The organism is Streptomyces sp. NPDC056169 (assembly GCF_042268445.1).
Taxonomy (GTDB): domain Bacteria; phylum Actinomycetota; class Actinomycetes; order Streptomycetales; family Streptomycetaceae; genus Streptomyces.
The window spans coordinates 378571-399419 of sequence record NZ_JBHJUO010000001.1; the positions used below are offsets into that span (position 1 = coordinate 378571).

General features: G+C 73.2%; 21 protein-coding genes. 7 read left to right on the forward strand and 14 right to left on the reverse strand.

What is annotated here, in order from left to right:
* Window positions 1-100: 100 nt before the first annotated feature.
* Window positions 101-832, reverse strand: coding sequence for a lysophospholipid acyltransferase family protein (locus tag ACFC0G_RS01735; protein WP_376395494.1), 732 nt, complete (start codon window positions 830-832; stop codon window positions 101-103).
* 178 nt (window positions 833-1010) lie between these two features.
* Here ACFC0G_RS01735 and ACFC0G_RS01740 point away from each other — a divergent pair, with 178 nt between their 5' ends.
* The gene (locus ACFC0G_RS01740; protein ID WP_376395497.1) at window positions 1011-1793 is read left to right on the forward strand and encodes an alpha/beta hydrolase; all 783 of its coding nucleotides are present in this window, start codon (window positions 1011-1013) and stop codon (window positions 1791-1793) included.
* Entirely contained in the window at window positions 1786-2547 is a 762-nt protein-coding gene (locus ACFC0G_RS01745; RefSeq protein ID WP_376395499.1) for a hypothetical protein, read from the forward strand. Before ACFC0G_RS01740 ends, ACFC0G_RS01745 begins: the two co-directional genes overlap by 8 nt.
* 122 nt (window positions 2548-2669) lie before the next feature.
* On the opposite strand, the gene ACFC0G_RS01750 is transcribed toward ACFC0G_RS01745, so the two are convergent.
* The 6 genes from ACFC0G_RS01750 to ACFC0G_RS01775 all read right to left on the reverse strand — a co-directional run bounded on the left by ACFC0G_RS01750 (window position 2670) and on the right by ACFC0G_RS01775 (window position 7600).
* Window positions 2670-3416 (reverse strand): endonuclease/exonuclease/phosphatase family protein, encoded by a 747-nt coding sequence (locus ACFC0G_RS01750; protein WP_376395502.1) that lies wholly within the window; start codon window positions 3414-3416, stop codon window positions 2670-2672.
* A gap of 78 nt (window positions 3417-3494) precedes the next feature.
* A complete protein-coding gene (locus ACFC0G_RS01755) occupies window positions 3495-4436 on the reverse strand; it encodes an ROK family glucokinase (protein WP_376395505.1) in 942 nt (313 codons plus the stop codon).
* A gap of 66 nt (window positions 4437-4502) precedes the next feature.
* Window positions 4503-5078: a DUF5304 domain-containing protein gene (locus ACFC0G_RS01760; RefSeq protein WP_376395508.1), complete on the reverse strand. Its 576-nt coding sequence runs from the start codon at window positions 5076-5078 to the stop codon at window positions 4503-4505.
* Window positions 5079-5119: 41 nt separating this feature from the next.
* The gene (locus tag ACFC0G_RS01765) at window positions 5120-6250 is read right to left on the reverse strand and encodes an ArsA-related P-loop ATPase (RefSeq protein ID WP_376395511.1); all 1131 of its coding nucleotides are present in this window, start codon (window positions 6248-6250) and stop codon (window positions 5120-5122) included.
* 31 nt (window positions 6251-6281) lie between these two features.
* On the reverse strand, window positions 6282-6725 hold the full coding sequence (locus tag ACFC0G_RS01770; RefSeq protein WP_376395514.1) for an SRPBCC family protein: 444 nt from the start codon (window positions 6723-6725) through the stop codon (window positions 6282-6284).
* Window positions 6726-6832: 107 nt separating this feature from the next.
* Entirely contained in the window at window positions 6833-7600 is a 768-nt protein-coding gene (locus ACFC0G_RS01775; protein ID WP_376395517.1) for a metallophosphoesterase, read from the reverse strand.
* 254 nt (window positions 7601-7854) lie between these two features.
* Here ACFC0G_RS01775 and ACFC0G_RS01780 point away from each other — a divergent pair, with 254 nt between their 5' ends.
* Window positions 7855-9651: an AMP-dependent synthetase/ligase gene (locus ACFC0G_RS01780; RefSeq protein WP_376395520.1), complete on the forward strand. Its 1797-nt coding sequence runs from the start codon at window positions 7855-7857 to the stop codon at window positions 9649-9651.
* An 81-nt stretch (window positions 9652-9732) separates the two neighbouring features.
* Here ACFC0G_RS01780 and ACFC0G_RS01785 read toward each other — a convergent pair whose 3' ends face one another.
* Entirely contained in the window at window positions 9733-10875 is a 1143-nt protein-coding gene (locus ACFC0G_RS01785) for a glycosyltransferase family 4 protein (protein ID WP_376395523.1), read from the reverse strand.
* A gap of 83 nt (window positions 10876-10958) precedes the next feature.
* Here ACFC0G_RS01785 and ACFC0G_RS01790 point away from each other — a divergent pair, with 83 nt between their 5' ends.
* Complete coding sequence (locus tag ACFC0G_RS01790) at window positions 10959-12239, forward strand: glycosyltransferase 87 family protein (RefSeq protein WP_376395526.1); 1281 nt, start codon at window positions 10959-10961, stop codon at window positions 12237-12239.
* On the opposite strand, the gene ACFC0G_RS01795 is transcribed toward ACFC0G_RS01790, so the two are convergent.
* Window positions 12197-13528: an MATE family efflux transporter gene (locus tag ACFC0G_RS01795; protein ID WP_376395529.1), complete on the reverse strand. Its 1332-nt coding sequence runs from the start codon at window positions 13526-13528 to the stop codon at window positions 12197-12199. The genes ACFC0G_RS01790 and ACFC0G_RS01795 overlap by 43 nt on opposite strands.
* Window positions 13529-13629: 101 nt before the next feature.
* Between ACFC0G_RS01795 and ACFC0G_RS01800 the strand changes: the two genes are divergently transcribed.
* Window positions 13630-14208, forward strand: coding sequence for a PadR family transcriptional regulator (locus ACFC0G_RS01800; RefSeq protein ID WP_376395532.1), 579 nt, complete (start codon window positions 13630-13632; stop codon window positions 14206-14208).
* Here the strand turns inward: ACFC0G_RS01800 and ACFC0G_RS01805 are convergent.
* The 5 genes from ACFC0G_RS01805 to ACFC0G_RS01825 all read right to left on the reverse strand — a co-directional run bounded on the left by ACFC0G_RS01805 (window position 14165) and on the right by ACFC0G_RS01825 (window position 19634).
* Window positions 14165-15406, reverse strand: coding sequence for a hypothetical protein (locus tag ACFC0G_RS01805; protein ID WP_376395535.1), 1242 nt, complete (start codon window positions 15404-15406; stop codon window positions 14165-14167). The two genes, ACFC0G_RS01800 and ACFC0G_RS01805, sit on opposite strands and share 44 nt — an antisense overlap.
* 69 nt (window positions 15407-15475) lie before the next feature.
* Window positions 15476-16498, reverse strand: a complete 1023-nt coding sequence (locus ACFC0G_RS01810; protein WP_376395538.1) for an NlpC/P60 family protein — start codon at window positions 16496-16498, stop codon at window positions 15476-15478.
* Window positions 16499-16688: 190 nt separating this feature from the next.
* Window positions 16689-17735, reverse strand: a complete 1047-nt coding sequence (locus ACFC0G_RS01815) for an NlpC/P60 family protein (RefSeq protein ID WP_376395541.1) — start codon at window positions 17733-17735, stop codon at window positions 16689-16691.
* Window positions 17736-17992: 257 nt separating this feature from the next.
* Window positions 17993-19357 carry an NYN domain-containing protein gene (locus ACFC0G_RS01820; protein WP_376395544.1) on the reverse strand — a complete coding sequence of 455 codons (1365 nt, stop codon included), beginning with the start codon at window positions 19355-19357 and terminating at the stop codon, window positions 17993-17995.
* A gap of 34 nt (window positions 19358-19391) precedes the next feature.
* Window positions 19392-19634, reverse strand: a complete 243-nt coding sequence (locus tag ACFC0G_RS01825) for a hypothetical protein (RefSeq protein ID WP_055644001.1) — start codon at window positions 19632-19634, stop codon at window positions 19392-19394.
* A 158-nt stretch (window positions 19635-19792) separates the two neighbouring features.
* On the opposite strand from ACFC0G_RS01825, the gene ACFC0G_RS01830 reads away from it, so the two are divergent.
* On the forward strand, window positions 19793-20527 hold the full coding sequence (locus ACFC0G_RS01830) for a rhomboid family intramembrane serine protease (RefSeq protein ID WP_376395548.1): 735 nt from the start codon (window positions 19793-19795) through the stop codon (window positions 20525-20527).
* Window positions 20524-20805: an Lrp/AsnC family transcriptional regulator gene (locus tag ACFC0G_RS01835; RefSeq protein ID WP_030205672.1), complete on the forward strand. Its 282-nt coding sequence runs from the start codon at window positions 20524-20526 to the stop codon at window positions 20803-20805. Before ACFC0G_RS01830 ends, ACFC0G_RS01835 begins: the two co-directional genes overlap by 4 nt.
* The last annotated feature ends 44 nt before the right edge of the window (window positions 20806-20849 follow it).

Here is a 20849-nt window from a genome sequence, read left to right on the forward strand (position 1 = left end):
TCAGGCACCCTGCCCGCTCAGGCGTCCTGTCCGCTAGGCACCCTGCCCGCTGAGACGCCTTGTCCGCTGAGGCGCCTTGTCCGCTAGGCGCCCTGTCCGCTCAGGCGCCGGACTCTTCCCGCGCGGCGATCTCGGCCTTGACGGCCTCCTTGGCCGCCTTCTCCGCGTCCGCGATCTGCCGCTTGGCGGCGGTCGCGTAGATGTCGACGTACTCCTGGCCGGACAGCTTCATGATCTCGTACATGACCTCGTCGGTCACCGAGCGGAGGATGAAGCGGTCCCCCTCCATGCCCTGGTAGCGGGTGAAGTCCAGCGGCTTGCCGATCTTGATCCCCGGGCGCATCAGCTTGGGGACGACCTTGCCGGGCGGCTGGATCTTCTCCGTGTCGATCATGGCGACCGGGATCACCGGCGCGCCGGTGGCCAGGGCCACGCGCGCGAGACCGCCGGGCTTGCCCCGGTAGAGACGGCCGTCGGGCGAACGGGTGCCCTCGGGGTAGATCCCGAAGAGCCCGCCGCTCTCGATGACCTCGATGCCGGCCTTGATCGCCGCCTCGCCGGCGCCGCGGGCCCCCGAACGGTCGACCGGCAGCTGGCCGACGCCCTTGAAGAAGGCGGCGGTGAGCTTGCCCTTCACGCCCGGGGAGGTGAAGTACTCCGCCTTGGCGATGAAGGTGACCTTGCGGTCCAGGACGGCGGGGAGGAAGAAGGAGTCGGAGAAGGAGAGGTGATTGCTCGCCAGGATCGCGGGACCCTCGGCCGGAATGTTCTCCAAACCCTCGACCCAGGGCCGGAAGGCAAGCTTCAGGGACCCTCCGATGGAGAACTTCATTGCGCCGTAGATCAACTCGCCATGCCTTCCGTGTGCCGTCGCGACGACTTTATCCCGTACCGGCCCACGGCCCCCGCTACGGCCCTGGTCGGTGTCGGTCCGGTCGCGTACCGTGAAGGTCCTTCCCCGATTTTCCGTCGCTTCGGCGCACCCGAAGTCGAACGAACAGGAGACCCCGGTGCCGGTCCTTCCCGGAGCCGAGCCGTACCGCCACGAAGGCGGAGAGGTCGGCGTCCTTCTCTGTCACGGATTCACCGGTTCCCCGCAGTCGATGCGCCCGTGGGCCGAGTATCTGGCCGACCGCGGGCTCACCGTGTCGCTGCCGCTGCTGCCGGGCCACGGCACCCGCTGGGAGGACATGCAGCTCACCACCTGGCACGACTGGTACGCGGAGGTGGACCGGGCGCTGCGCGAGCTTCTGGAGCGGTGCGAGACCGTCTTCGTCATGGGTCTCTCCATGGGCGGGGCGCTCACGCTGCGGCTGGCCGCGCAGCACGGTGACGCGGTGCGCGGCATCGTCCTCGTCAACCCGGGCAACAAGGTGCACGGCCTGGCGGCGCACGCGCTGCCGGTGGCCCGGCACCTGGTCCGCTCGACCAGCGGCATCGCGAGCGACATCGCCAAGGAGGGCGTGACGGAGGTCGGGTACGACCGGGTCCCGCTGCACGCCGCGCACTCGCTGCGGCAGTTCTTCCGTACGGTGGACGCGGAGCTCCCGCAGGTCACGCAGCCGCTGGTGCTGCTGCACAGCCCGCAGGACCACGTGGTGCCGCCGGCCGACTCGGCCCGGGTCCTGAGCCGCGTCTCCTCGACGGACGTCCGGGAGATCCTGCTGGAACAGAGCTACCACGTCGCGACGTTGGACCATGACGCGGAGCGGATCTTCGAGGAGAGCTGGGCGTTCGTCGAGCGTCTCGCCCCGAGTCCGGTCGACGGGAAGAGGAGCAGCAGCGGTGGCTGATCAGCAGGACGGCGGCGAGCGGGAGCCGCAGCCCATCGACGAGGAAGCGGCCTGGGCCGCGATCGTCGCCGGGTACGGGGAGGAGCCCGCGGATCCGCCGGGGGCGAGGCCGTACCGGCCGATCGAGAACCTCGCGCTGCCCGAGCCGGAGGAGGACGAGCCCGCGGACACGAAGCCGGGCGCGGGGACCCCTGCCGGCTCCAAGGCCGATGCGGGTACGGGGGCGGGCACGGCCTCCGGGACCGCGTCGGAGTCCGAGTCCGAGTCTGCGTCCGAGTCCGCGCCGGAGCCCGGCGGTGCGTCCGGGCCCGATGCCGGGACGGGTACCCGTAGCGGCCCGGACGCCGAGGCCTCGGCCGAGGCCGACCGGAAGCCGGAGGCCGGAGCGGAGAAGCCCGCGCTGGGCAGCTCCGTCGTCTTCGCGCCCGGGGTGCGGGTGAGCGGCCCCCGGGACTACTCCCCCGCCGAGCCGGAGGACGGCCCGGACGGCGCCGAGGAGGGCCACTTCGTCCCGCCGGAGCCCCCGCCGCTGCCGGAGGCGGACGCGACGACCAAGTTCGCCTGGCTGGGCGTGGTCGGCGGTCCGGTGCTGATGCTGGTGGCCGTCCTGCTCCAGTGGGACATGACCTGGTGGCTGACGACGGTCTGCGTCGGCGGCTTCCTGGGCGGCTTCGCGACCCTCGTCGCCCGCATGAAGCACGATGACGACGATGACGACGGCTTCGGCGACCCGGGCCGCGGAGCGGTCGTGTAACTCCCCTCTCGACGCCGCCCTCGCGCCGTTCGGCGCCGAGGGCGCCTCCCGGGCTTCGGACGGCTGCGCCGGACTCCGTCCGCCGACCGCGCGGCCGGGGCCCGGACGAAGGCGCTTCGCCGTCAGGCCGTCGCCGGCACACGCACCGCCGCCAACACGGGCAGGTGGTCCGTCGCCGTTCTCAGGTCCGTGGGGTCGAGGTGGGGCGGGACGCCGCAGCCGAGGAACTCGACGCCCGGGGTGGCCAGGATCGCGTCGATGCGCTGGTGCGGGTCGGCCGGGGTCGAGGTGTGCTCGCCGCCCCAGGGGCGCACCGTCCAGCCGTCCCGGAGCTCCGTCGCGAGCCGGGTGAAGGCGGGGCCGTCGGGCCGTTCGTTGAGGTCGCCGGCCACGAGGGCGTGCGGGGTGCCCAGGGCGGCGACCCGGTCGAGGACCAGCCCTGCCTGGGCGTACCGCTCGTCCTTCCGCAGGCTCAGGTGGCAGCTGATCAGCCCGACCCTGGCCCCGGCGAAGCGGACGACGGCGGTCGCGAGGCCGCGGCGGTGCAGGCCCGGGGTGAGCGGCAGCAGCACGTCCTCGGTGCGTTCCACGGTGGCCCGCAGCGAGCAGAGGAGCATCGGCCCGGCCGCCGTGGCGCCGCCGCTCAGCATGACGAGCTCGCTCTTCGCCGCGAGCCGGGCCGCGTGCTTGCGCCAGCGGAAGAAGCGCGGGGCCTCCTGGACGAAGACGAGGTCCGGGGCGCAGGCGCGGATCACCCGGGCGAGGGCGTCCTCGTCGTCGCGCATCGAGCGGACGTTGTAGCTCAGAACCCGGAGGACGGCCGAACCGTCCGCCTCGGTGCGGGAGTTGGGCAGCTCGCTGTTGGCCATGCCAGCCAACATACGACGACCGCCCGCCGTGTCCGAGAGGACGCGGCGGGCGGTCGTCGTATGCCTTCGTACGGGTGGTCAGCCCTGGCGGGCCAGGTCCGCCGCGCCGACCAGGCCGGCCTTGTTGCCGAGGCGGGCCGCGAGGACCTGCGCGTGCGGCCGCCACTGGCCGCCGATCAGCCAGCGCCGGAAGGACTTCCGGATCGGGTCGAGGACGAGGTCGCCCTCGTCCGAGACGCCGCCGCCGACGATGAACGCCGAGGGGTCGAAGAGCGAGGCCAGGTCGGCGAGACCGGCACCCGCCCAGCGGGCCAGCTCGCGGAAGGAGTCCACGGCGACCGGGTCGCCCGCGCGGGCGGCCTGGCTGACGTGCTTGCCCTCGATGCCCTCGGGCGTGCCGTCGCCGAGGCCCAGCAGGACCGCCGCGCGCTCCGGGGTGGCGTTGGCGCGCTGCCTGGCGTACCGGACGAGCGCCCGCCCGGAGGCGTACTGCTCCCAGCAGCCCTGGCTGCCGCAGCCGCACAGCAGGCCGTCGGGGACGACCCGGATGTGGCCGAACTCGGCGGCCACGCCGAAGCGTCCGCGGCGCAGCTTGTTGCCGATGATGATGCCGCCGCCGAGGCCGGTGCCGAGGGTGATGCAGATGACGTCCTCGTGGCCCTGGCCCGCGCCGAACTTGTACTCGCCCCAGGCCGCCGCGTTGGCGTCGTTCTCGACGACGACGGGGAGGCCGACGCGCTGTTCGACCTTGTCCTTCAGCGGCTCGTGCCGCCAGTCGATGTTCGGCGCGAAGAGGACGGTGGCGCGCTTGTCGTCGACGTAGCCCGCGGCACCGATGCCCACGGCCTCGATCGAGTGACCCTTGCCCGCCTCGGAGACCGCGGCGCTGATCGCGTCGACGATGCCCTCGGGGGTCGGCGGGGTGGGCACCTTGTGCGTGTCGAGGATGTTGCCCTCCTCGTCGACCACGCCGGCCGCGATCTTCGTGCCGCCGATGTCGACGCCGATGGTGAGTCCCATGTGTCCCTCAGTTTTCGGTCGAGCCCCGCTACGGCCCACCGTACCCGAGGGGGACGGCCGTCCTGATCAGTCCAGGTCGATGTGCTGGCCCGTCGCGGGTCCTTCGTCGTCGCGAGGCGGCCCGTCCTTGCCGTCACGCTTGCCGTCGCTCGTGCCGTCGCTCGTGCCGTCGCTCGTGCCGTCACGCTTGGCGTCGCTCGTGCCGTCACGCTTGGCGTCGCTCGTGCCGTCGCGGTCGCCGCCGACGACGTCGGCCTCGCGGCGCGGGTCGTCCTCGGCGACGGTCCCGCCGCGGGTCCAGCGCGTCTCGTGGCCCTCGACCGCGGAGCGGTAGGCGGCGAGCAGTTCGTTCCCGGCGGCGGCGAGGTGGTCGAAGACCTGCGGGTTGCGCTCGATGACGGGCTCGACGACGGCCTTCGCCTGGCTGACGACCTGCTTGACGGTCTCGCCGCTGATGCCGCCCAGTCCGCCGAGCAGCGGGCCGCCGAGTCCCCCGGCGACCTTGTCGGCGACGGCGTCGAAGAGCTTGCGGAACTCCTCGGCGGCCGAGCCGGGCTCGGTCCCGCGTTCCGCACGGCGGCGGGCCTTCTCCGCCTCCAGGTCCTCGGCGCACGCCTTGGCCCACGCGTCCGAATCGCTCATGGCGTACTCCTCAGTGGCAGGTACTTCGACGGTACACGCCCTCAGGGGGTCCGCGGCCAGAGTCCCGGGTCCGGGGTGAAGCGCACCCTGAGGTCCCCGTCGACGAGCCCGGCACCGGTGACGGTGCAGCGGCGCAGGGCGGCCGGCAGGGGCAGGTGGCGGCGGAACGGGCCGACGGTCAGGAGCAGTTCGTCGCCGCGCCGGACGAGGGCGAGCTCCTCCTTGACGGCGCCGGGCAGCGGGATGTGCCAGACGAGTACGCCGTCCTCCTCCCGCCGGTCCTCGACCTCGCGTCCGGGTACGGGATCGAGGGGGGCGGCGGGCCGGCCGGGCGCCAGGAGGGCGAGGTCCTCGGCTCCGCGCGGGTCGCGGCCGAGGTGCGGCAGCTCGTGCACGACGCCCGCGGCGGTACGGAGCTCCGCCAGGTGCCGGTGCTGCTGGGTGGTGAGGCCGGCGAGCCAGGGGTCCTCGGAGTCGGCGGGCAGCAGCCGGTTGGCGACGACGGCGTCGAGGGCGAGGCCCTGGAGGGCGAGGCCGAGCCGGGCGGCGCGCAGGGCGCGGGTGGCGGCGGGTCCGGGTTCGAGGACGAGGCGGACGCTGGTGGTGGGGGCGTCGGCGACGGACTGGGCGGCGGCGAGCTCGGCCTCCCAGCGGGCGGTGGTCTCGTACAGCCACTGCGCGGGCATGGGGACCCCGGCGAGCTGGGCGAGCATCGGGCGCAGGGCGCGGGCGGCCTGCCGTTCGGGGGGCAGGAGGCGGCGCAGGTAGCGGCGGAGCTGCTCGGGCAGGGCGAGGAGGGCGAGGGCCTCGGGGAGCGGGGGCAGGTCGACGACGGCGAGCTCGTGGTCGCCCTGGGCGGCGTCGCGCAGGGCCCTCAGCAGGGCGAACTGGCGGCTGCCGGGGAGCTCGGTGAGTTCGGCGTCCTCGAAGGGCGTGGCGCCGAGGAGGTCGAGGGCGGTGCCGGAGCGGGCCTGGAGGGCGAGGAACTCGCGGCGGAAGTCCGCGGCGGGGTCGGGGCGCAGCACCCGGAGGTTCCCGTCGTCCGGCAGCGGGGCCGTGTCCTCCGAGACGAGCAGGACCCGGCGCCCGGCCCGCGCCTCGGCGAGGGCGGTCGCGGCGGCGACGGTGGTACGGCCGGCGCCGCCGAGGCCGGTGACAAGGATGATCCGCATGCGGAGGACGTTACCGTCGCCCTCCGCGGGGTCACTCGCCGGATTCGACGCGCTTCTTCAGGCCGGCCAGGGCGCGGTCGATGATGACCTTCTCGGCCTTGCGCTTGATCATGCCGAGCATGGGGATCTTGACGTCGACGGTCAGCTGGTACGTGACCTCGGTGCGGTCGCCGCCGCCGAGCGCGGCGAGCCGGTAGGAGCCGTCGAGGGAGCGGAGCATCTGGGACTTGACCAGGGTCCAGCTGACCTCGTCGGCGCCGGTCCAGGTGTACGCCAGGGTGTGGTCGTCCTTGATGGCGCCGGCGTCGAGGAGCAGCCGGACCTTCTCCGCGCGACCGGCGGCGTCCGTCTCCAGGACCTCGGCCTCCTTCACTTCGCCCGTCCATTCCGGGTAGCGGGCGAAGTCGGCGATCACACCCATGACGTCGGCCGGCGCCGCCTCGATGGTGATGCTCGAGCTGGTGTGTTCGGCCATCGCGGTGGCTCCTCCACTGTGCGGTCCGGCGAGAACTCGAAGGAAACAAAAGGCACAGACGTACAGATGTGCCGACGGAAGGCTATCGCGCCGTGACCCCGCGCCCGTCACCACTCCAGGGCGAAGGGCCTGCCCGTCGAGGCGAAATGGCCGACGTTGACGCACTCGGTCGCGGCGATCCGCATCCGCCGCGCGAGCGGCTGGTGGACGTGGCCGAAGAGGGCGTAGCGGGGCCGGGTGCGCCGGATCGCGTCGAGCAGGGCGCGGCTGCCGCGCTCGAAGCGGCGGGCGACGGTGTCGTACGTCAGCTCCGGCACGTCCGGCGGGATGTGGGAGCAGAGGACGTCGACGTCGCCGAGGGCCTCGACCTTGGCCGCGTACTCCTCGTCCGAGATCTCGTACGGGGTGCGCATGGGGGTGCGCAGGCCGCCGCCGACGAATCCGACGGTGAGGCCGCCGATCTCGACGCGCTGCCCGTCGAGGACGGTCGTGCCGGGTCCGGCGAACTCGGGCCAGAGCCGGGGGATGTCGACGTTCCCGAAGGTGGCGTAGGTGGGGGTGGGGAAGGCGGCGAAGAGCTCGGCGTACTGGCGGCGCACGGCGGCCTCGATGGCGGTGTCGCGGTCGACGTCCAGCTCGGCCCAGAGGCGGCGGCCCAGGTCACGGGCCTCGTCGAAGCGGCGGGCGGTGCGCAGCTCCACGAGCCGGTCGGCGTTCTCGACGCCGAAGAGGTCGGGGAAGATCCCGCGGCCGTGGTCGGCGTAGTCGAGGAAGAGGACCAGGTCCCCCAGGCATATGAGGGCGTCGGCGCCCTCCCCCGCCCTGGCGAGGTCTTCGGCGTTGCCGTGCACGTCACTGACCACATGGACTCGCATGAGCTCACCTTAGGGGGTGTCACCTGCGGTTACTTCCGAGTCGGGAAACCTGTGGATTACTGTGCGCACAGCACCGTCATGCATGTGTGACGCACGGAACATCTGGCCGGGACCCCCTATCGGAACCATCTACTGATGGGTAACGTCCGGGCAGTCCAGTCGTGCTCACCCCCACTGAGCACCTGCCCGATCATGGACCACACCGGCGCATCACACAGAGCCGTGGCGCCGGCGCCCGATGAGGAGCAGCAGTCTTGCGCGAGTTCAGCCTTCCGGCCCTGTACGAGGTCCCCACGGACGGCAACCTGACGGATCTCATCCGCCGCAACGCCTCCCGGCACCCAGACGTCGCCGTGATGGGGCGCAAGGTCGACGGGGCGTGGACGGACGTGACCGCGACGCAGTTCCTGGCGGAGGTCCGGGGGGTCGCCAAGGGGCTGATCGCCGCGGGCGTCGAGCCGGGCGACCGGGTCGCGCTGCTGTCCCGTACCCGCTACGAGTGGGTGCTGCTCGACTTCGCGATCTGGAGCGCCGGCGGCGTGACCGTGCCGGTCTACGAGACGAGCTCCGCGGAGCAGATCCAGTGGATCCTCGGCGACTCGGGCGCCTCGCTGGCGCTCGTGGAGAGCCCGGCGCACGAGGCGTCGGTGGAGTCCGTCCGGGCGGAGCTCCCGGAGCTCAAGGCCGTCCGGCAGATCGAGGACGGCGCGATCGCCCGGCTCACCGCCGACGGGGCGGACGTCTCCGACGAGCTGCTCGACGCGCGCATGTCGGCGGCGAACGCGGACGACCCGGCCACGATCGTCTACACCTCGGGCACGACCGGCCGCCCCAAGGGCTGCGTCCTGTCCCACCGGGCGTTCTTCGCCGAGTGCGGCAACATCGTGGAGCGGCTGAAGCCCCTCTTCCGTACCGGCGAGTGCTCGGTCCTGCTGTTCCTGCCGGCCGCGCACGTCTTCGGGCGGCTCGTCGAGGTCGCGTCCGTGATGGCGCCGATCCGGCTGGGCTGCGTGCCGGACATCAAGAACCTCACCGACGAGCTGGCCTCGTTCCGGCCGACGCTGATCCTGGGCGTGCCGCGGGTCTTCGAGAAGGTCTACAACTCGGCGCGGGCCAAGGCGCAGGCCGACGGCAAGGGCAAGATCTTCGACAAGGCCGCGCACACGGCGATCGCGTACAGCCGGGCGATCGGGACCCCCGAGGGCCCGTCCTTCGGCCTCAAGCTCAAGCACAAGGTCTTCGACAAGCTGGTCTTCAGCAAGCTGCGGGCGGTCCTCGGCGGGCGCGGCGAGTACGCGATCTCGGGCGGCGCGCCGCTGGGCGAGCGGCTCGGCCACTTCTTCCGGGGCATCGGCTTCACGGTCCTGGAGGGGTACGGCCTGACGGAGTCGTGCGCGGCGACCGCGTTCAACCCGTGGGACCGGCAGAAGATCGGCACGGTCGGGCAGCCGCTGCCGGGCTCGGTGGTGCGGATCGCCGACGACGGCGAGGTGCTGCTGCACGGCGAGCACATCTTCTCGCGGTACTGGAACAACGAGGCGGCGACGGCCGAGGCGCTGGCGGACGGCTGGTTCCACACGGGCGACATCGGCACGCTCGACGAGGACGGCTACCTCGCGATCACGGGCCGCAAGAAGGAGATCCTGGTGACGGCGGGCGGCAAGAACGTCGCCCCGGCGGTCATCGAGGACCGCATCCGGGCGCACGCGCTGGTCGCGGAGTGCATGGTGGTCGGCGACGGGCGCCCGTTCGTGGGCGCGCTCGTCACCCTGGACGAGGAGTTCCTCGGCCGCTGGGCGACCGACCACGGCAAGCCGGCGGACTCGACGGCGGCCTCCCTCCGCGACGACGCCGACCTCCTGGCGGAGGTCCAGCGCGCGATCGACGACGGCAACGCCGCGGTCTCCAAGGCCGAGTCGGTCCGCAAGTTCCGTGTCCTTCCCGCCCAGTTCACTGAGGAGGCGGGGCACATCACCCCGTCCCTGAAGCTGAAGCGCAATGTGGTGGCGCGGGAGTTCGCGGACGAGATCGAGGCGATCTACCGCGGCTGAGCCCGCCGCACGGCACAGACGGAAGGGGCCCGGGGTGATGTCACCCCGGGCCCCTTCCGTACGTCTCGGCGCGCATGCGGCTCAGAGCAGCTCGCGCAGTCGTTCCGCGAGGAGGTCCCAGCGCCACTTCTCCTCGACCCAGGCACGGCCGCGCTCGCCCATGCGGGCGCGGAGTTCGGGGTCGAGGAGGAGGGTGGCGACGCGGTCGGCGGTCTCCTCGGCGGAGTCGCCGCGGACGACCCAGCCGGTCTCGCCGTCGAGGACGGCGTCGGGGGCGCCGCCGGAGTCACCGGCGACGACCGGGAGTCCGGTGGCCGAGGCCTCCAGGTAGACGATGCCGAGGCCCTCGACGTCGAGGCCGCCGCGGCGGGTGCGGCAGGGCATGGCGAAGACGTCGCCGGCGCCGTAGTGGGCGGGCAGCTCGGCCCAGGGGACGGCGCCGGTGAAGCGTACGGATCCGGCCACGCCGGTCTCGTCGGCGAGGCGGCGCAGGTCCTTCTCGTACGGGCCGCCGCCGACGATCAGGAGGACCGCGTCCGGGACCCGGCGCAGGATCGCGGGCAGGGCCCGGATCAGGGTGTCCTGGCCCTTGCGGGGGACGAGCCGGGAGACGCAGACGACGACGGGGCGGTCGCTGAGCCCGAGGCGGGCGCGGACCTCGGCGCCGCCCGAGTCGGGGTGGAACGTCTTCTCGTCCACCCCGGGCGGGAGCTGGACCATCCGCCCGGCGGCGGCGGGCGTGAGGGCCTCCGCGATCCGGGAGCGGGTGTACTCGCCGAGGTACGTGATGGTGTCCGTGCCCTCGCCGATCCGCCGCAGCAGCTGCCGGGCGGCGGGCAGCTGGGCCCAGCCTGCCTCGTGCCCGTGGGTGGTGGCGACGAGCCGCTTCGCGCCCGCCCTGCGCAGCGCGGGGGCCATCAGTCCGAGCGGCGCCGCGGCGCCGAACCAGACGGAGCGGCAGCCGTGCTCGCGCAGCAGCGCGGTGGCGCGGGCGGTGACCCGGGGTGTGGGCAACAGCATGGTGGTGCGATCGCGGACAACCGTGAAAGGCTGTTCGGCGTCAAACAGAGCGGTCGCCTCGACCCCTTCGCGGCTTCGCTTCCAGGTGGAGGCGTAGACCACGATCTGTTCGGGGTCCAGGCGCAGCGCCATGTTGTGCAGGAACGCCTGGATTCCGCCGGGTCGCGGCGGGAAGTCGTTGGTTACGATCAGGGTCTTGTCCATCGTGGCCGACAGTACGCGATGGCACTCACCGCCCGGCACCACCACTCTCCGCGCGAGCGGACCGACAGGACAAGGACGATTCAGTGACGACGGGCGGGGCAGTGAAGAACGGTTCACGCACGGGTCTGCGGCTTCCGCTCGGCCTCTGGGCTCTCACCAGGGTCGTCCTGCTGCTCTGCGTCTTCAAGGTCGTGGTCGTCCCCGGGCCGGACATCACCTTCGACGTCTCGCACATCTACCAGGGCTGGTACGAGGTCCTGCGGACGGGCACGTACCCGCTGGACGACGTCACGTGGCAGTACCCGCCGGCCGCGGCGCTCGCGATCCTCTCGCCCGGGCTGCTGCCGTTCCTCTCCTACACGTCCGCGTTCTTCGTCCTCGCCTTCCTCTGTGACGCGTTCGTCTTCGGGCTTCTCGTGCACACGGGCCGCCGCGCGGGCCGGACGCTCAACGGCGCCTGGATGTGGATCGCGGGCGTCCCGCTGCTGGGCCCGACCGCGTACGCCCGGTACGACGTGATGGTGACCGCCGTCGCGGTGGCGGGGGTGCTCGCCGCCGGCCGGAGCCCGCGCGTGCTCGGTGCCCTCGCCGGCTTCGGCGCGGTCCTGAAGGTGTGGCCGGCGCTGATCCTCGCGGGCACCGCGAAGGGCCGCGCGACCTTCCGCGCCTGGTCGACGGCGGCGGGCGCGGCGGCCGCCGTCCTGCTGCTGTGCGTGCTGTGGATGCCGGGCGCGCTGGCCTTCCTCTCCTTCCAGCGCGAGCGGGGCACCGAGGTCGAGTCGCTGGGCTCGATGGTCTTCCACGTGATCCGGCACTTCGGCTGGGACGGCGAGGCGCGGATGAACTACGGCTCGATCGAGTTCCTCGGCCCGCACGTCTCCACGGTCTCGAACCTCGCGCTGGCCCTCACCATCGCCGCCTTCGGCTGGCTCCTGCTGTGGCGGGTCCGCGCCCGCGGCTTCACCTCGTCGACGGTGGCGGACGCGGCCTTCGTGGCCGTGCTGCTGTTCACGGTGACGAGCCGGGTGCTCTCCCCGCAGTACATGCTGTGGCTGGTCGGCCTGGGCGCGGCCTGCCTCGCCTACCGGTCGAGCCGGATGCGGCGGCCCGTGCACCTGGTGATCTGGGCGACGGCGGTGACGCAGTTCGAGTTCCCGGTGTGGTTCTCGCACGTGACGCGGAGCGACCCGCTGGGCATCGCGGTGCTGTTCACCCGGAACGGCCTGCTGATCGCCGCCGCGATCCTCGCCTGCCGGATCCTGTGGCGCCAGACGGTGACGGAGCCGCGTCTCGTCGAGGCCGCCATCCCGGCCCAGGCGGTTCAGCCGGAGCGCGAGAAGGCCCTCACCGGCTCCTCCGTCTGAGGGGCGCCGAGGGTACGCCGGTGCAGCAGGCCCAGGGCCGCGCACTGGACGGCCATGGCGAGGGCCATGGCCAGGCAGATCCCGGCGAGTCCGAGCCCTGACAGCGCGTACGCGAGCGGCAGCTGCACGAGGACACCGGCGACGGTGATCCGGGCGAGGTACGGTCCGGCCCCGCTGCCCTCGAAGACCCCGGCGACCCCGATGAAGCAGGCCATGAGCACCAGGTAGGGGCCGAGGCAGCGCAGGAAGAGCGCGCCCGCCTCCGCCACCGCGGGCTCGGCGCCGAAGGCGCGCATCACGGGTCCGGCGCCCAGGAGCAGCAGCCCGGCCGCCGCCGTGCCGAGGGCGCCGGCGAGGAGGAGGGCCTGCCGTCCGACCGCCCGCCGCTCGTCCGTGCCGCCGCCGAGGAGGTGGGCGGTGTGGATCGCGGCGGCCTGGCGGACGGCGTAGAAGGCCATGGTCGCGACGTACATGGCCTTGGTGGCGATGCCGTAGGCGGCGATCTCGGTGACGCCGAGCCGGGCGACGACGGAGACGAGCGCGAGCGCCCCGGCCATCCGGACGGTGAAGTCGACGGACATGGGCAGGCCGGTCGCGGCGGTACGGCGCAGGGCGGCGGCGGTCGACACGGCGGTACGGGCCGTGCGCGCCGCCTTCAGCAGGGGGGTCCGGCGCAGGACGAGCAGACCCGCGGCGAGGGCGACGGTCCGGCCGGTGACGGTGGCGAGCGCGGCGCCCTGGACCCCGTACGCGTGGATGAGCAGCGGGTCGAGGACGAGGATCAGCCCGTTGGCGAGGAAGGCGAGCCGCATGGGGGTGCGGGTGTCCCCGGCGCCCTTGAGGACGCCGTCGAGGACGTTCGTGGCGAAGAAGACGGCCGTGCCGGGGAGCGAGACCGCGAAGTAGGCGGTGGCCAGGGCGTGGGCGGGGTGGCCCGCGCCGCCGAGCAGCACGGCGGCGAGCGGTTCGCGCAGCAGGTACCCGCCGATGGCCACGGGCGGCACGAGCAGGGCGCAGAGGGCGGTGCCGCCCCGGACGGCGGCGCGGACGGCGGCGGGATCGGCGGCGCCGCGGGCGCGGGCGACGAGCACGGTGGTGCCGGAGCCGGCCATGAGGACGACGCCGAGGAGGAGGTTCTCGACGTTGGTGGCGACCGCGACGGCGGCGACCGCGTCCCCGCCGAGCCGGGCGACCCAGACCATGTTGATGATGCCCGCGGCGACCCCGGCGAGGAGTTCGCCGTAGACGGGGCGGGCGAGCCGGACGAGTGTGCGGCGGTGTGCGGACATGCGAAGAGATCCCCCTCTTTTCGAGATACCTCGAAAAGAGGTATCTCGAAAAGAGGTAGCATGGCGGCCGGTGCCACGACAAGCGCGAAGGAGGCCGGCCGGTGCTGGAACTGTCGATCCTGGGCTTCCTGTACGAGAAGCCACTGCACGGCTACGAGCTGAAGGAACGCATCCACGGCCTCAGCGGCCACGTCCGCCCGGTCAGCGACGGCGCCCTCTACCCGGCCATCGCCCGCCTGGTGAAGAGCGGCCTCGTCGACAGCCGCACGGAGCCCGGCACCGGCGCCGCCCCGCGCCGCACGCACTCGCTCACCCCGGACGGCCGCCGGGAGCTGCTCGCCCGGCTGCGGACCCCCAAGGACGCCGAGATCACCGACGGGCAGCGCTTCTTCACCGTGCTCTCCTTCCTCGGCCACCTCCCCGACCCGGCGGACCAGGCGGCCGTGCTCCGCCGCCGCCAGGAGTTCCTCTCCGCCCCGGCCAGCTTCTTCTACGAGGGCGGGACCCCGGTGCGCGCCGAGGACGAGCCCGACCTCTTCCGGCAGGGCATGCTGCGGATCGCCCGTGCGACGGGCACGGAGGAGAAGGCCTGGCTGACCGAGGCCCTCGCCGAACTGGACGCGCGGGCGGCGCGCGTCAGCCCAGCCGCTCCCCCAGGTACGTCCGCCACGCGGCCGTGAACTCCTCCGGCGTGGTGTCCAGGACCTCCTGGAGCGCCTTCTCCACCGCGCCCTCCCGGCCGGGGTGGTCCCCCACCGCCCGGTAGAAGGCCGTCAGCTCCGTCTCGCCCCAGCGCTCCGCGATCAGCGCGCAGGCGAGCCAGCCGCCCTCGTAGGCCCGGGCGAGCGCCTCCGCGTCGCCGCCGAAGCCGAAGTCGGCGTCCTCCGGGAGCCGGGCGGGCGGCTCGCCCGCGCGGACGGCGCGGCGCAGCTCGGGGGCCGCCTGGGCGGGGGTCCGGCCGGTGCCCCGGTAGGCGACCCAGTCGGCGAAGCCCTCGGAGAGCCAGACCGGGGTGGCCGGGGAGGTGTGGGACCGGGTGGCGACGTGGACCGTCTCGTGGGTGAGGACGAGCTGCCGGCCGAAGGCGCCGAGGATCCCGTACGCCTCGGGGTTGACGATGACCCGGTCCGCGGGCGCGTCCACCCCGCCCTCGGTCTCCCCCGTGGTGACGGCGGCGATGCCCCGGTAGGAGGCGCCCGGCGCCCCGAGGAGTCCGCCCATGGCGTCCAGGGAGCCGGGGACGAGGACGACGACCTCGCGGGCCCACTCGGAGGGCCAGGCGGCGCTCACGGCGGGGACGGCCCGGTCGGCGGCCGCGGCGATCTCCCGCAGCCGCTCCGGGGTCTGGCCGACGCCGAGGACGAGCGAGCGGGCGCCCCGGACGGTCCGTACGTCCCCCTGCTCCCAGAGCTGGCGCGGCGCGCCCTCCGCGGGCCGGTCACCGGTCACGTACCAGCGCCCGTCCCGATCGGCCAGGTCCAGGACCCGGCCGCTGGTGACGGGCCCCCTGTCGTGGCCCTGGATGCGGTAGCCGAGCTCGGCGCGGGCGGTGACGCGGCCGTCGCCTGTGCGGTCGATCCCGGTGACCCGGTACGTCCAGTCGTCGAGCGGCACCGTCGCGAGCCGCCGGAACTCGGTCAGGGCGGTCGGCGCGTAGGCCGGGTCGAGGGCGGCCCGGAAGCCGGGCTCGTCGCGGTCGAGGAGCGCCCTGGCGTGCCCGTCGAGGAGCGTCTGTATCTCCCGGGACGCCGCGGCCGAGCCCGTGGCCGAGTCGGTGGTCCGCCCCGCCGTGCAGCCGGCGAGGCCCGCGAGCGCGAGCAGCAGGGCGAGCAGGCAGGCCACGGCCGGCCGCCGCGCTCCACACCCCTGACCTGCCACGCCTCCGATCGTACGGGCGGACCCGCCGGTACCGCTTCCGGTACGGCGGGATCGGCGGCCGCCCCGGACTCAGACCCGCGTCACCGTCACGTTCGACATCATGTTCACCGGGTCGTAGCGGACCCGCGCACCCGGGTAGGGGGCGTGGATGACCTGACCGTTGCCCGCGTAGATCCCCACATGGCTGGCGTCGCCGCGGTACGTGACCAGGTCGCCGGGCTGCGCCTGGGAGAGCGGCACCTGTCGGCCCGCGTGCCGCTGCGCCGAGGAGGTGCGCGGCAGGCTGATCCCGGCCTGCCGGTACGACCAGACCATCAGGCCCGAGCAGTCGAAGCCGGAGGGCCCGGTCGCCCCCCACACGTACGGCTTGCCGATCGCGCTGCGGGCCGCGATCACCGCGGCGGAGGCCCGCGAGGAGCCGGGGCCGAGGTCCGCGAGGGGCGGCAGCTCCCCGGCGGCGTCCGCGCGTCCGCCGGAGCGGGAGGAGCGGTCGTAGTCGGCGCGCTCCTCGACGGTGAGGGCGGCGAGGACCCGGCGGGCCTCGGCGAGCTTGCGCTCGACGGTGCGCTTGTGGCGGGCGACGTCGGCCCGGCTGCGTTCGAGCTCGGCGAGGGCGGTGCGCGCCTCGTCCCGCTTCTGGTTCAGCCGGTGCTGCTCCCGCCGGAGTTCGCCGAGCGCGGCGCTCTGCCGGGCGGTGGCGCGGTCGAGGGCGGAGGCGCGCTCCAGGTAGCTGTCCGGGTCGGAGGAGAGCAGCAGCGCGAGGGCGGGGTCGATGCCGCCGGAGCGGTACTGGGCGCCGGCGACCGAGCCGAGGGCGCCCCGCATGTGGTTGATGCGCTCCTGGCCGCGGGCGAGTCCGTCCTGCGCCTGGGAGACCGTCCGGCGGAACGCGTCCGCCTTCTCGTCCGCCTTGTTGAAGCCCTCGGTGGCCTTCTCGGCCTCCTCGAAGAGGCGGTCGACCGTGGCCCGGGTGGCCGCGGGGGTAGCCCCCGGGTCGGCGCTCGCGGGGACGGCCCCGAGGGACGCCGCCGCGGTGGCCGCGGCGGCTGCGGTCAGGACGGTGACCCTCGCGGGTCGGCGGTGGGACGCCACTAATCGCGCTCCGTTCGGCTCGACGCAGACTGGCGCGGCAGACAGTAGCCGCTGATCACTCCGCGTCCAACGAAGCCGTCGGACACACAAAGTGACGCCCCGCCGGAGATCACAGGTCACCGGCGGGGCGTCAGGTCAGCTCGGGTCCGGGCGAACCACCCGTTTGGGCGGCATGCCGGGGCGGGGCGTGTCAGCCTCCGATGCGGACACCGAACTGGAACGTGCCCATGTAGTTCATCGACTCGTAGCGGACGTTGGCGCCCGGCTTCGGGGCGTGCAGGATCGTGTTGTTGCCCGCGTACAGACCCACGTGCGACAGGCCGTTGAAGAAGACCAGGTCGCCCGGCTTGAGCTGGCTGCGGCCGATCTTCGTGCCGTCGTTCTGCTGGGTGTAGGTGACGCGGCTGAGCCGGGCGCCGGCCTGGCCGTAGGCCCACTGGGTCAGCCCGGAGCAGTCGTACGAGTTCGGGCCCTCCTGGCCGGAGGCGTACGGCTTGCCGATCTGGGTGGCCGCGGCGCTGAGCGCGGCGGCGCCGAGGCCGCTCGCGGGGGCCTCGTTGCCGAGGTCGATCCGCTCGCCGGCGGCGCGGCTGGCCCGCTGCTCCTTCGCCCGCTCCTCCTGCTCCAGCTTGGCCTTCTCGGCCGCCGTGAGCGTGTTGAGGAGCTTCTGCGCCTCGGCGAGCTTGTTCTGGAACTTCTTCTTCTTGGCGCCGAGCGTCTTGCGGACGTCCTCGAGGTCGGTCAGCTTCGTGGTCGCCTCGGCGCGCTGCTGGGCGAGGGTCCGCTGCTTGGCCTGGATCGACGTGAGGACGTCGGCCTGCTGGGCGCTCAGCTGGTCGATCGCGGACGCCTTGTCGAGATAGGTGTCCGGGTCGGCGGAGAGGAAGAGCTGGAGCGCCGGGTCGATGCCGCCGGAGCGGTACTGGGCGCTGGCGACCGAACCGATCTGGTCGCGCAGGGTGTTGAGCTCCTGCTGACCGCGGGCCACCTTGTCCTGGAGGTTGCCGATCTCCGACTGCAGCTTGCCGCGGCGCTCTTCGGCCTGGTTGTACTGCTCCGTGGCCTCTTCGGCCTCGTGGTGGAGCTCGTCGACCTTCGACTTGACCTCGTCGATCTTGGGCTTGGGGGCCGCCTGGGCTCCGGACTGGGCGGAGAGGGCGACGGCGGCGGCCGCGGCCGCGGTGAGCACGGTCACACGGGCACGGCTCGGCTGCTTGGGTCGACGGTGGGACGCCACGAAGGCGAGCTCCTTCTTCCTCAGAGCCGCCCAACCCGTGAGGGGCAGGCGGTTCCTCCGCCGTCACCCCGGATGGGTGATCGACCGCGCGAAGGTTCGAAGCCTGACCCTAGTGACCAAGTTGTGATCAGTTCAAATCCCACCGGCAAAAATATCGCTCACGCAGCACTTTGTTCACACACACCGTACGGGCAGTGATGGCCACTTGACGGTGTGCCATCCAGAATTCGGGCATACCGCCCAGGAGTTACGAGGTGTTACGAGAGCCGCGAAAGCCGCTTCAGCAACAAGGCGGACGTCACGGGCCTCGCCCCCGCCTTCGCCACCCCGTCGGCCACCTCGCGGTCCGTGGAGACCACGACCACGGGACGCCCCGGCGGCTCGGCCCGCACCAGCTGCCGGATCAACTCGTCCGCCGTGACTCCCGGCTTGGAGAAGAGCACCCGCACCCCGCGCGGCGGCGCGAGCAGCACCGGGGCCGCCAGCTCCGCCCCGTCGAAGACACACGTGACCTCGGCGCCCGAACGGGCCGCGAGGGCCGAGAGGCTCCCGAGCAGCCGCAGCCGCTGCTTCTCCAACGGCATCGTCGGATAGCCGGTCTTGGTGACGTTGTAGCCGTCGACGACCAGATGCGCCTGCGGCAGCGCGAGCAGTTGGTCGAGTAGCGCGGGATCGGTCTCGGAGAGCGCCCGCGCCGCGATGTCCTTCGGGGACATCCGCCCCGGCTCCACCGCGTCCACGGTGTCCGCCGGGTGCACGGAGACGGGCGGCAGCGCCAGTTCGCGGCGCAGCCCCTGGGCCGCGTCCAGGACCGTGTCGAGCAGCAGCCGCAGCCGCATGTCCTCCACCGAACGTCCCTCGCGGGCGGTCCTGCGACTCGCCTCCAGGGCCGCCTCGACCTCGCCGAGCCGGGCCTTGAGCCGGCGGCTCTCGCTCTCGGCGGCCGACACCTGGGCCGCCGCCTCCGCCCGCGCGGTGTCGATCTCGCCCTGCGCGCGGCGCATCGCCGCCTCGCCGCGCTTCACGTCGCTCTGGGCGCTGCGCAGCTTGCGGTGAAGCGATTCCGCTTCCTTCCGGGCGGCCTCCAGATCGTGCCGCAGCTGCTCCGTCTCGCCGCGGGAGCGGTCCCGGGCGGCGGCGAGTTCCTCGCGCAGCCGCTCCAGTTCGCGCCGCCCGGCCTCGTCGGCCCGCTCGGCGTCCGCCCGCTGGGCCTCCTCGCCCGCGGCGGCCACGAGCTTGACCCAGCCGGCCGGCCGCAGCACATAGGCGGCGGCGGCCACGTCGACCGGGTCGGCGGCGGCGGGCGGGGTGCCGGTCTCGACGGCCCCGGCCAGCTCGGGCTGGGCCTGCTTGAACCGTTCGCCGATCCGCTGCCGGAAGAGCGGGTCGCTCTCCAGGGCGGCCGCCATCGCGTTCCCGGCGAACTTGGCGCGCCGGGACGCGGTGAACCGGGCGTACTGCCGCAGGGGGGCCGGCAGCTCCGCGACGGTCAGCCCGCCGAAGGCGTCCGCGACCAGCGCGACGACCCGCCGACGTACGCCTTCCGTCAGTGGGTGGTCGAGCGTCTCGGCAGCGTCACCTGCCGCGCCGGCCGGCTCTCCACCGTGCGCGGGCTGCTCCACGATCCGTCACCCCTACTGTCGTCCGCGCCGTCCCTCAGGAAGCGGCGCCCGGCCTGTCCACCAGTTCGATCTGGTCCACCGCGTTGCACCAGCGGCAGCGGACCGACTCGATGGTCTCACTGACCACCTGCCGCTCCTCGACCGTCGGGTCGCCCGCGAGGTCCAGATGGACGTACTCCACGACCTTGGAGGAGCGGGTCACGTCGAAGCGGGTGAGATTGCCGCACAGCGTGCAGCGCCAGCGGGTCTCGTCGGTCGGCAGGGGAACCGTCGTCATCGTGCCGTCCTTCTTCCTGTTGCGTGGTACCAGGTGCGGGAGCCGCGGTGCGCCGTCGAACTGCGGTTGTACTGCCCGTTACCCTACGGCCTCGCCGGTGCGCCGGAGCACGGCGAGGCACTCTGTCCACTTGGGCCCCGGTACGCCATGATCTGTCCATGATCGACTGGCGAGCGGCGACCCTCGGTGCCCGGCGGGGCACCCGCGGCGGCCCCACGGTGACCTACGGCCTCATCGCCGCCTGCTGTCTGCTCTTCGCGCTGAGCCCGGTCTCCGGACTCAACCCGGTGTACGGCACGGGGGACGCGCTGCTCGCGGCCCAGGGAACGTACTTCCGCCGCTGGGGCGTGGTCCCCGCCGAGCTGATGGGCGGCGACCCGCGCGCCCTGCTCACCCCGCTCACCGCGCTCTTCGTCCACGGCAGCTGGCTCCACCTGCTGGGAAACATGCTCTTCCTCTACGTCTTCGGCGCGATGGCCGAGGAGCGCATGGGTCCGGTCGCGTTCGCCCTCTTCTACCTGGGCACCGGCTATCTCGCCCTCCTCGGGTACGCGGTGGCACACGCGAACAGCGAGCAGACGCTCGTCGGGGCGTCCGGGGCGATCTCCGGGGTGCTCGGGGCGTTCCTCTTCCTCTTCCCGCGGTCCCGGGTGACCAGCCTCTTCCCCTTCCTCTTCTTCCTGCCGCTGCGCTTCCCCGCCTGGATCGTGCTGATCTTCTGGTTCGTGCTCCAGTGGCTGGCGGCACGGGCGGCGGGCCCCGGCCCCGGCGTCGCCTATCTGGCCCACGTCGTGGGCTTCTCCGTCGGCTTCCTCTACGCCTGGGGCCGCTACCGGGGTGGGGATAGAGTGAAGGCTCCAGCCGCGGCGACCGAGGGAGAAAGCCAGCCGTGATCACCGCGATCGTGCTCATCAAGACCAGCGTGGACCGCATCCCCGAGATCGCCGAGTCGATCGCCGCGCTCGACAGCGTCAGCGAGGTCTTCTCGGTGACCGGCACCTACGACCTGATCGCCATGGTCCGGGTCCCGCGCCACGACGACCTGGCGGACGTGATCCCCGGAAGCATCAGCAAGATCCCCGGCGTCGAGGCCACGGACACCCACGTGGCGTTCCGTACGTACTCCCAGCACGACCTGGAGGCGGCCTTCGCCATCGGCCTGGAGTCCTGAGGCCGCGCACGCGTCATGAGTGAAGGGGGCCTCCCGGTCGGGAG

What these genes read in the sequence shown, in the direction of transcription:
- ACFC0G_RS01760 (WP_376395508.1), bottom strand. Translation starts at nt 5,078, where the DNA reads ATGAGCGATTCGGACGCGTGGGCCAAGGCGTGCGCCGAGGACCTGGAG.
- ACFC0G_RS01765 (WP_376395511.1), bottom strand. Translation starts at nt 6,250, where the DNA reads ATGCGGATCATCCTTGTCACCGGCCTCGGCGGCGCCGGCCGTACCACC.
- ACFC0G_RS01775 (WP_376395517.1), bottom strand. Translation starts at nt 7,600, where the DNA reads ATGCGAGTCCATGTGGTCAGTGACGTGCACGGCAACGCCGAAGACCTC.
- ACFC0G_RS01755 (WP_376395505.1), bottom strand. Translation starts at nt 4,436, where the DNA reads ATGGGACTCACCATCGGCGTCGACATCGGCGGCACGAAGATCGCGGCC.
- ACFC0G_RS01750 (WP_376395502.1), bottom strand. Translation starts at nt 3,416, where the DNA reads ATGGCCAACAGCGAGCTGCCCAACTCCCGCACCGAGGCGGACGGTTCG.
- ACFC0G_RS01770 (WP_376395514.1), bottom strand. Translation starts at nt 6,725, where the DNA reads ATGGCCGAACACACCAGCTCGAGCATCACCATCGAGGCGGCGCCGGCC.
- ACFC0G_RS01825 (WP_055644001.1), bottom strand. Translation starts at nt 19,634, where the DNA reads ATGACGACGGTTCCCCTGCCGACCGACGAGACCCGCTGGCGCTGCACG.
- ACFC0G_RS01830 (WP_376395548.1), top strand. Translation starts at nt 19,793, where the DNA reads ATGATCGACTGGCGAGCGGCGACCCTCGGTGCCCGGCGGGGCACCCGC.
- ACFC0G_RS01735 (WP_376395494.1), bottom strand. Translation starts at nt 832, where the DNA reads ATGAAGTTCTCCATCGGAGGGTCCCTGAAGCTTGCCTTCCGGCCCTGG.
- ACFC0G_RS01795 (WP_376395529.1), bottom strand. Translation starts at nt 13,528, where the DNA reads ATGTCCGCACACCGCCGCACACTCGTCCGGCTCGCCCGCCCCGTCTAC.
- ACFC0G_RS01785 (WP_376395523.1), bottom strand. Translation starts at nt 10,875, where the DNA reads ATGGACAAGACCCTGATCGTAACCAACGACTTCCCGCCGCGACCCGGC.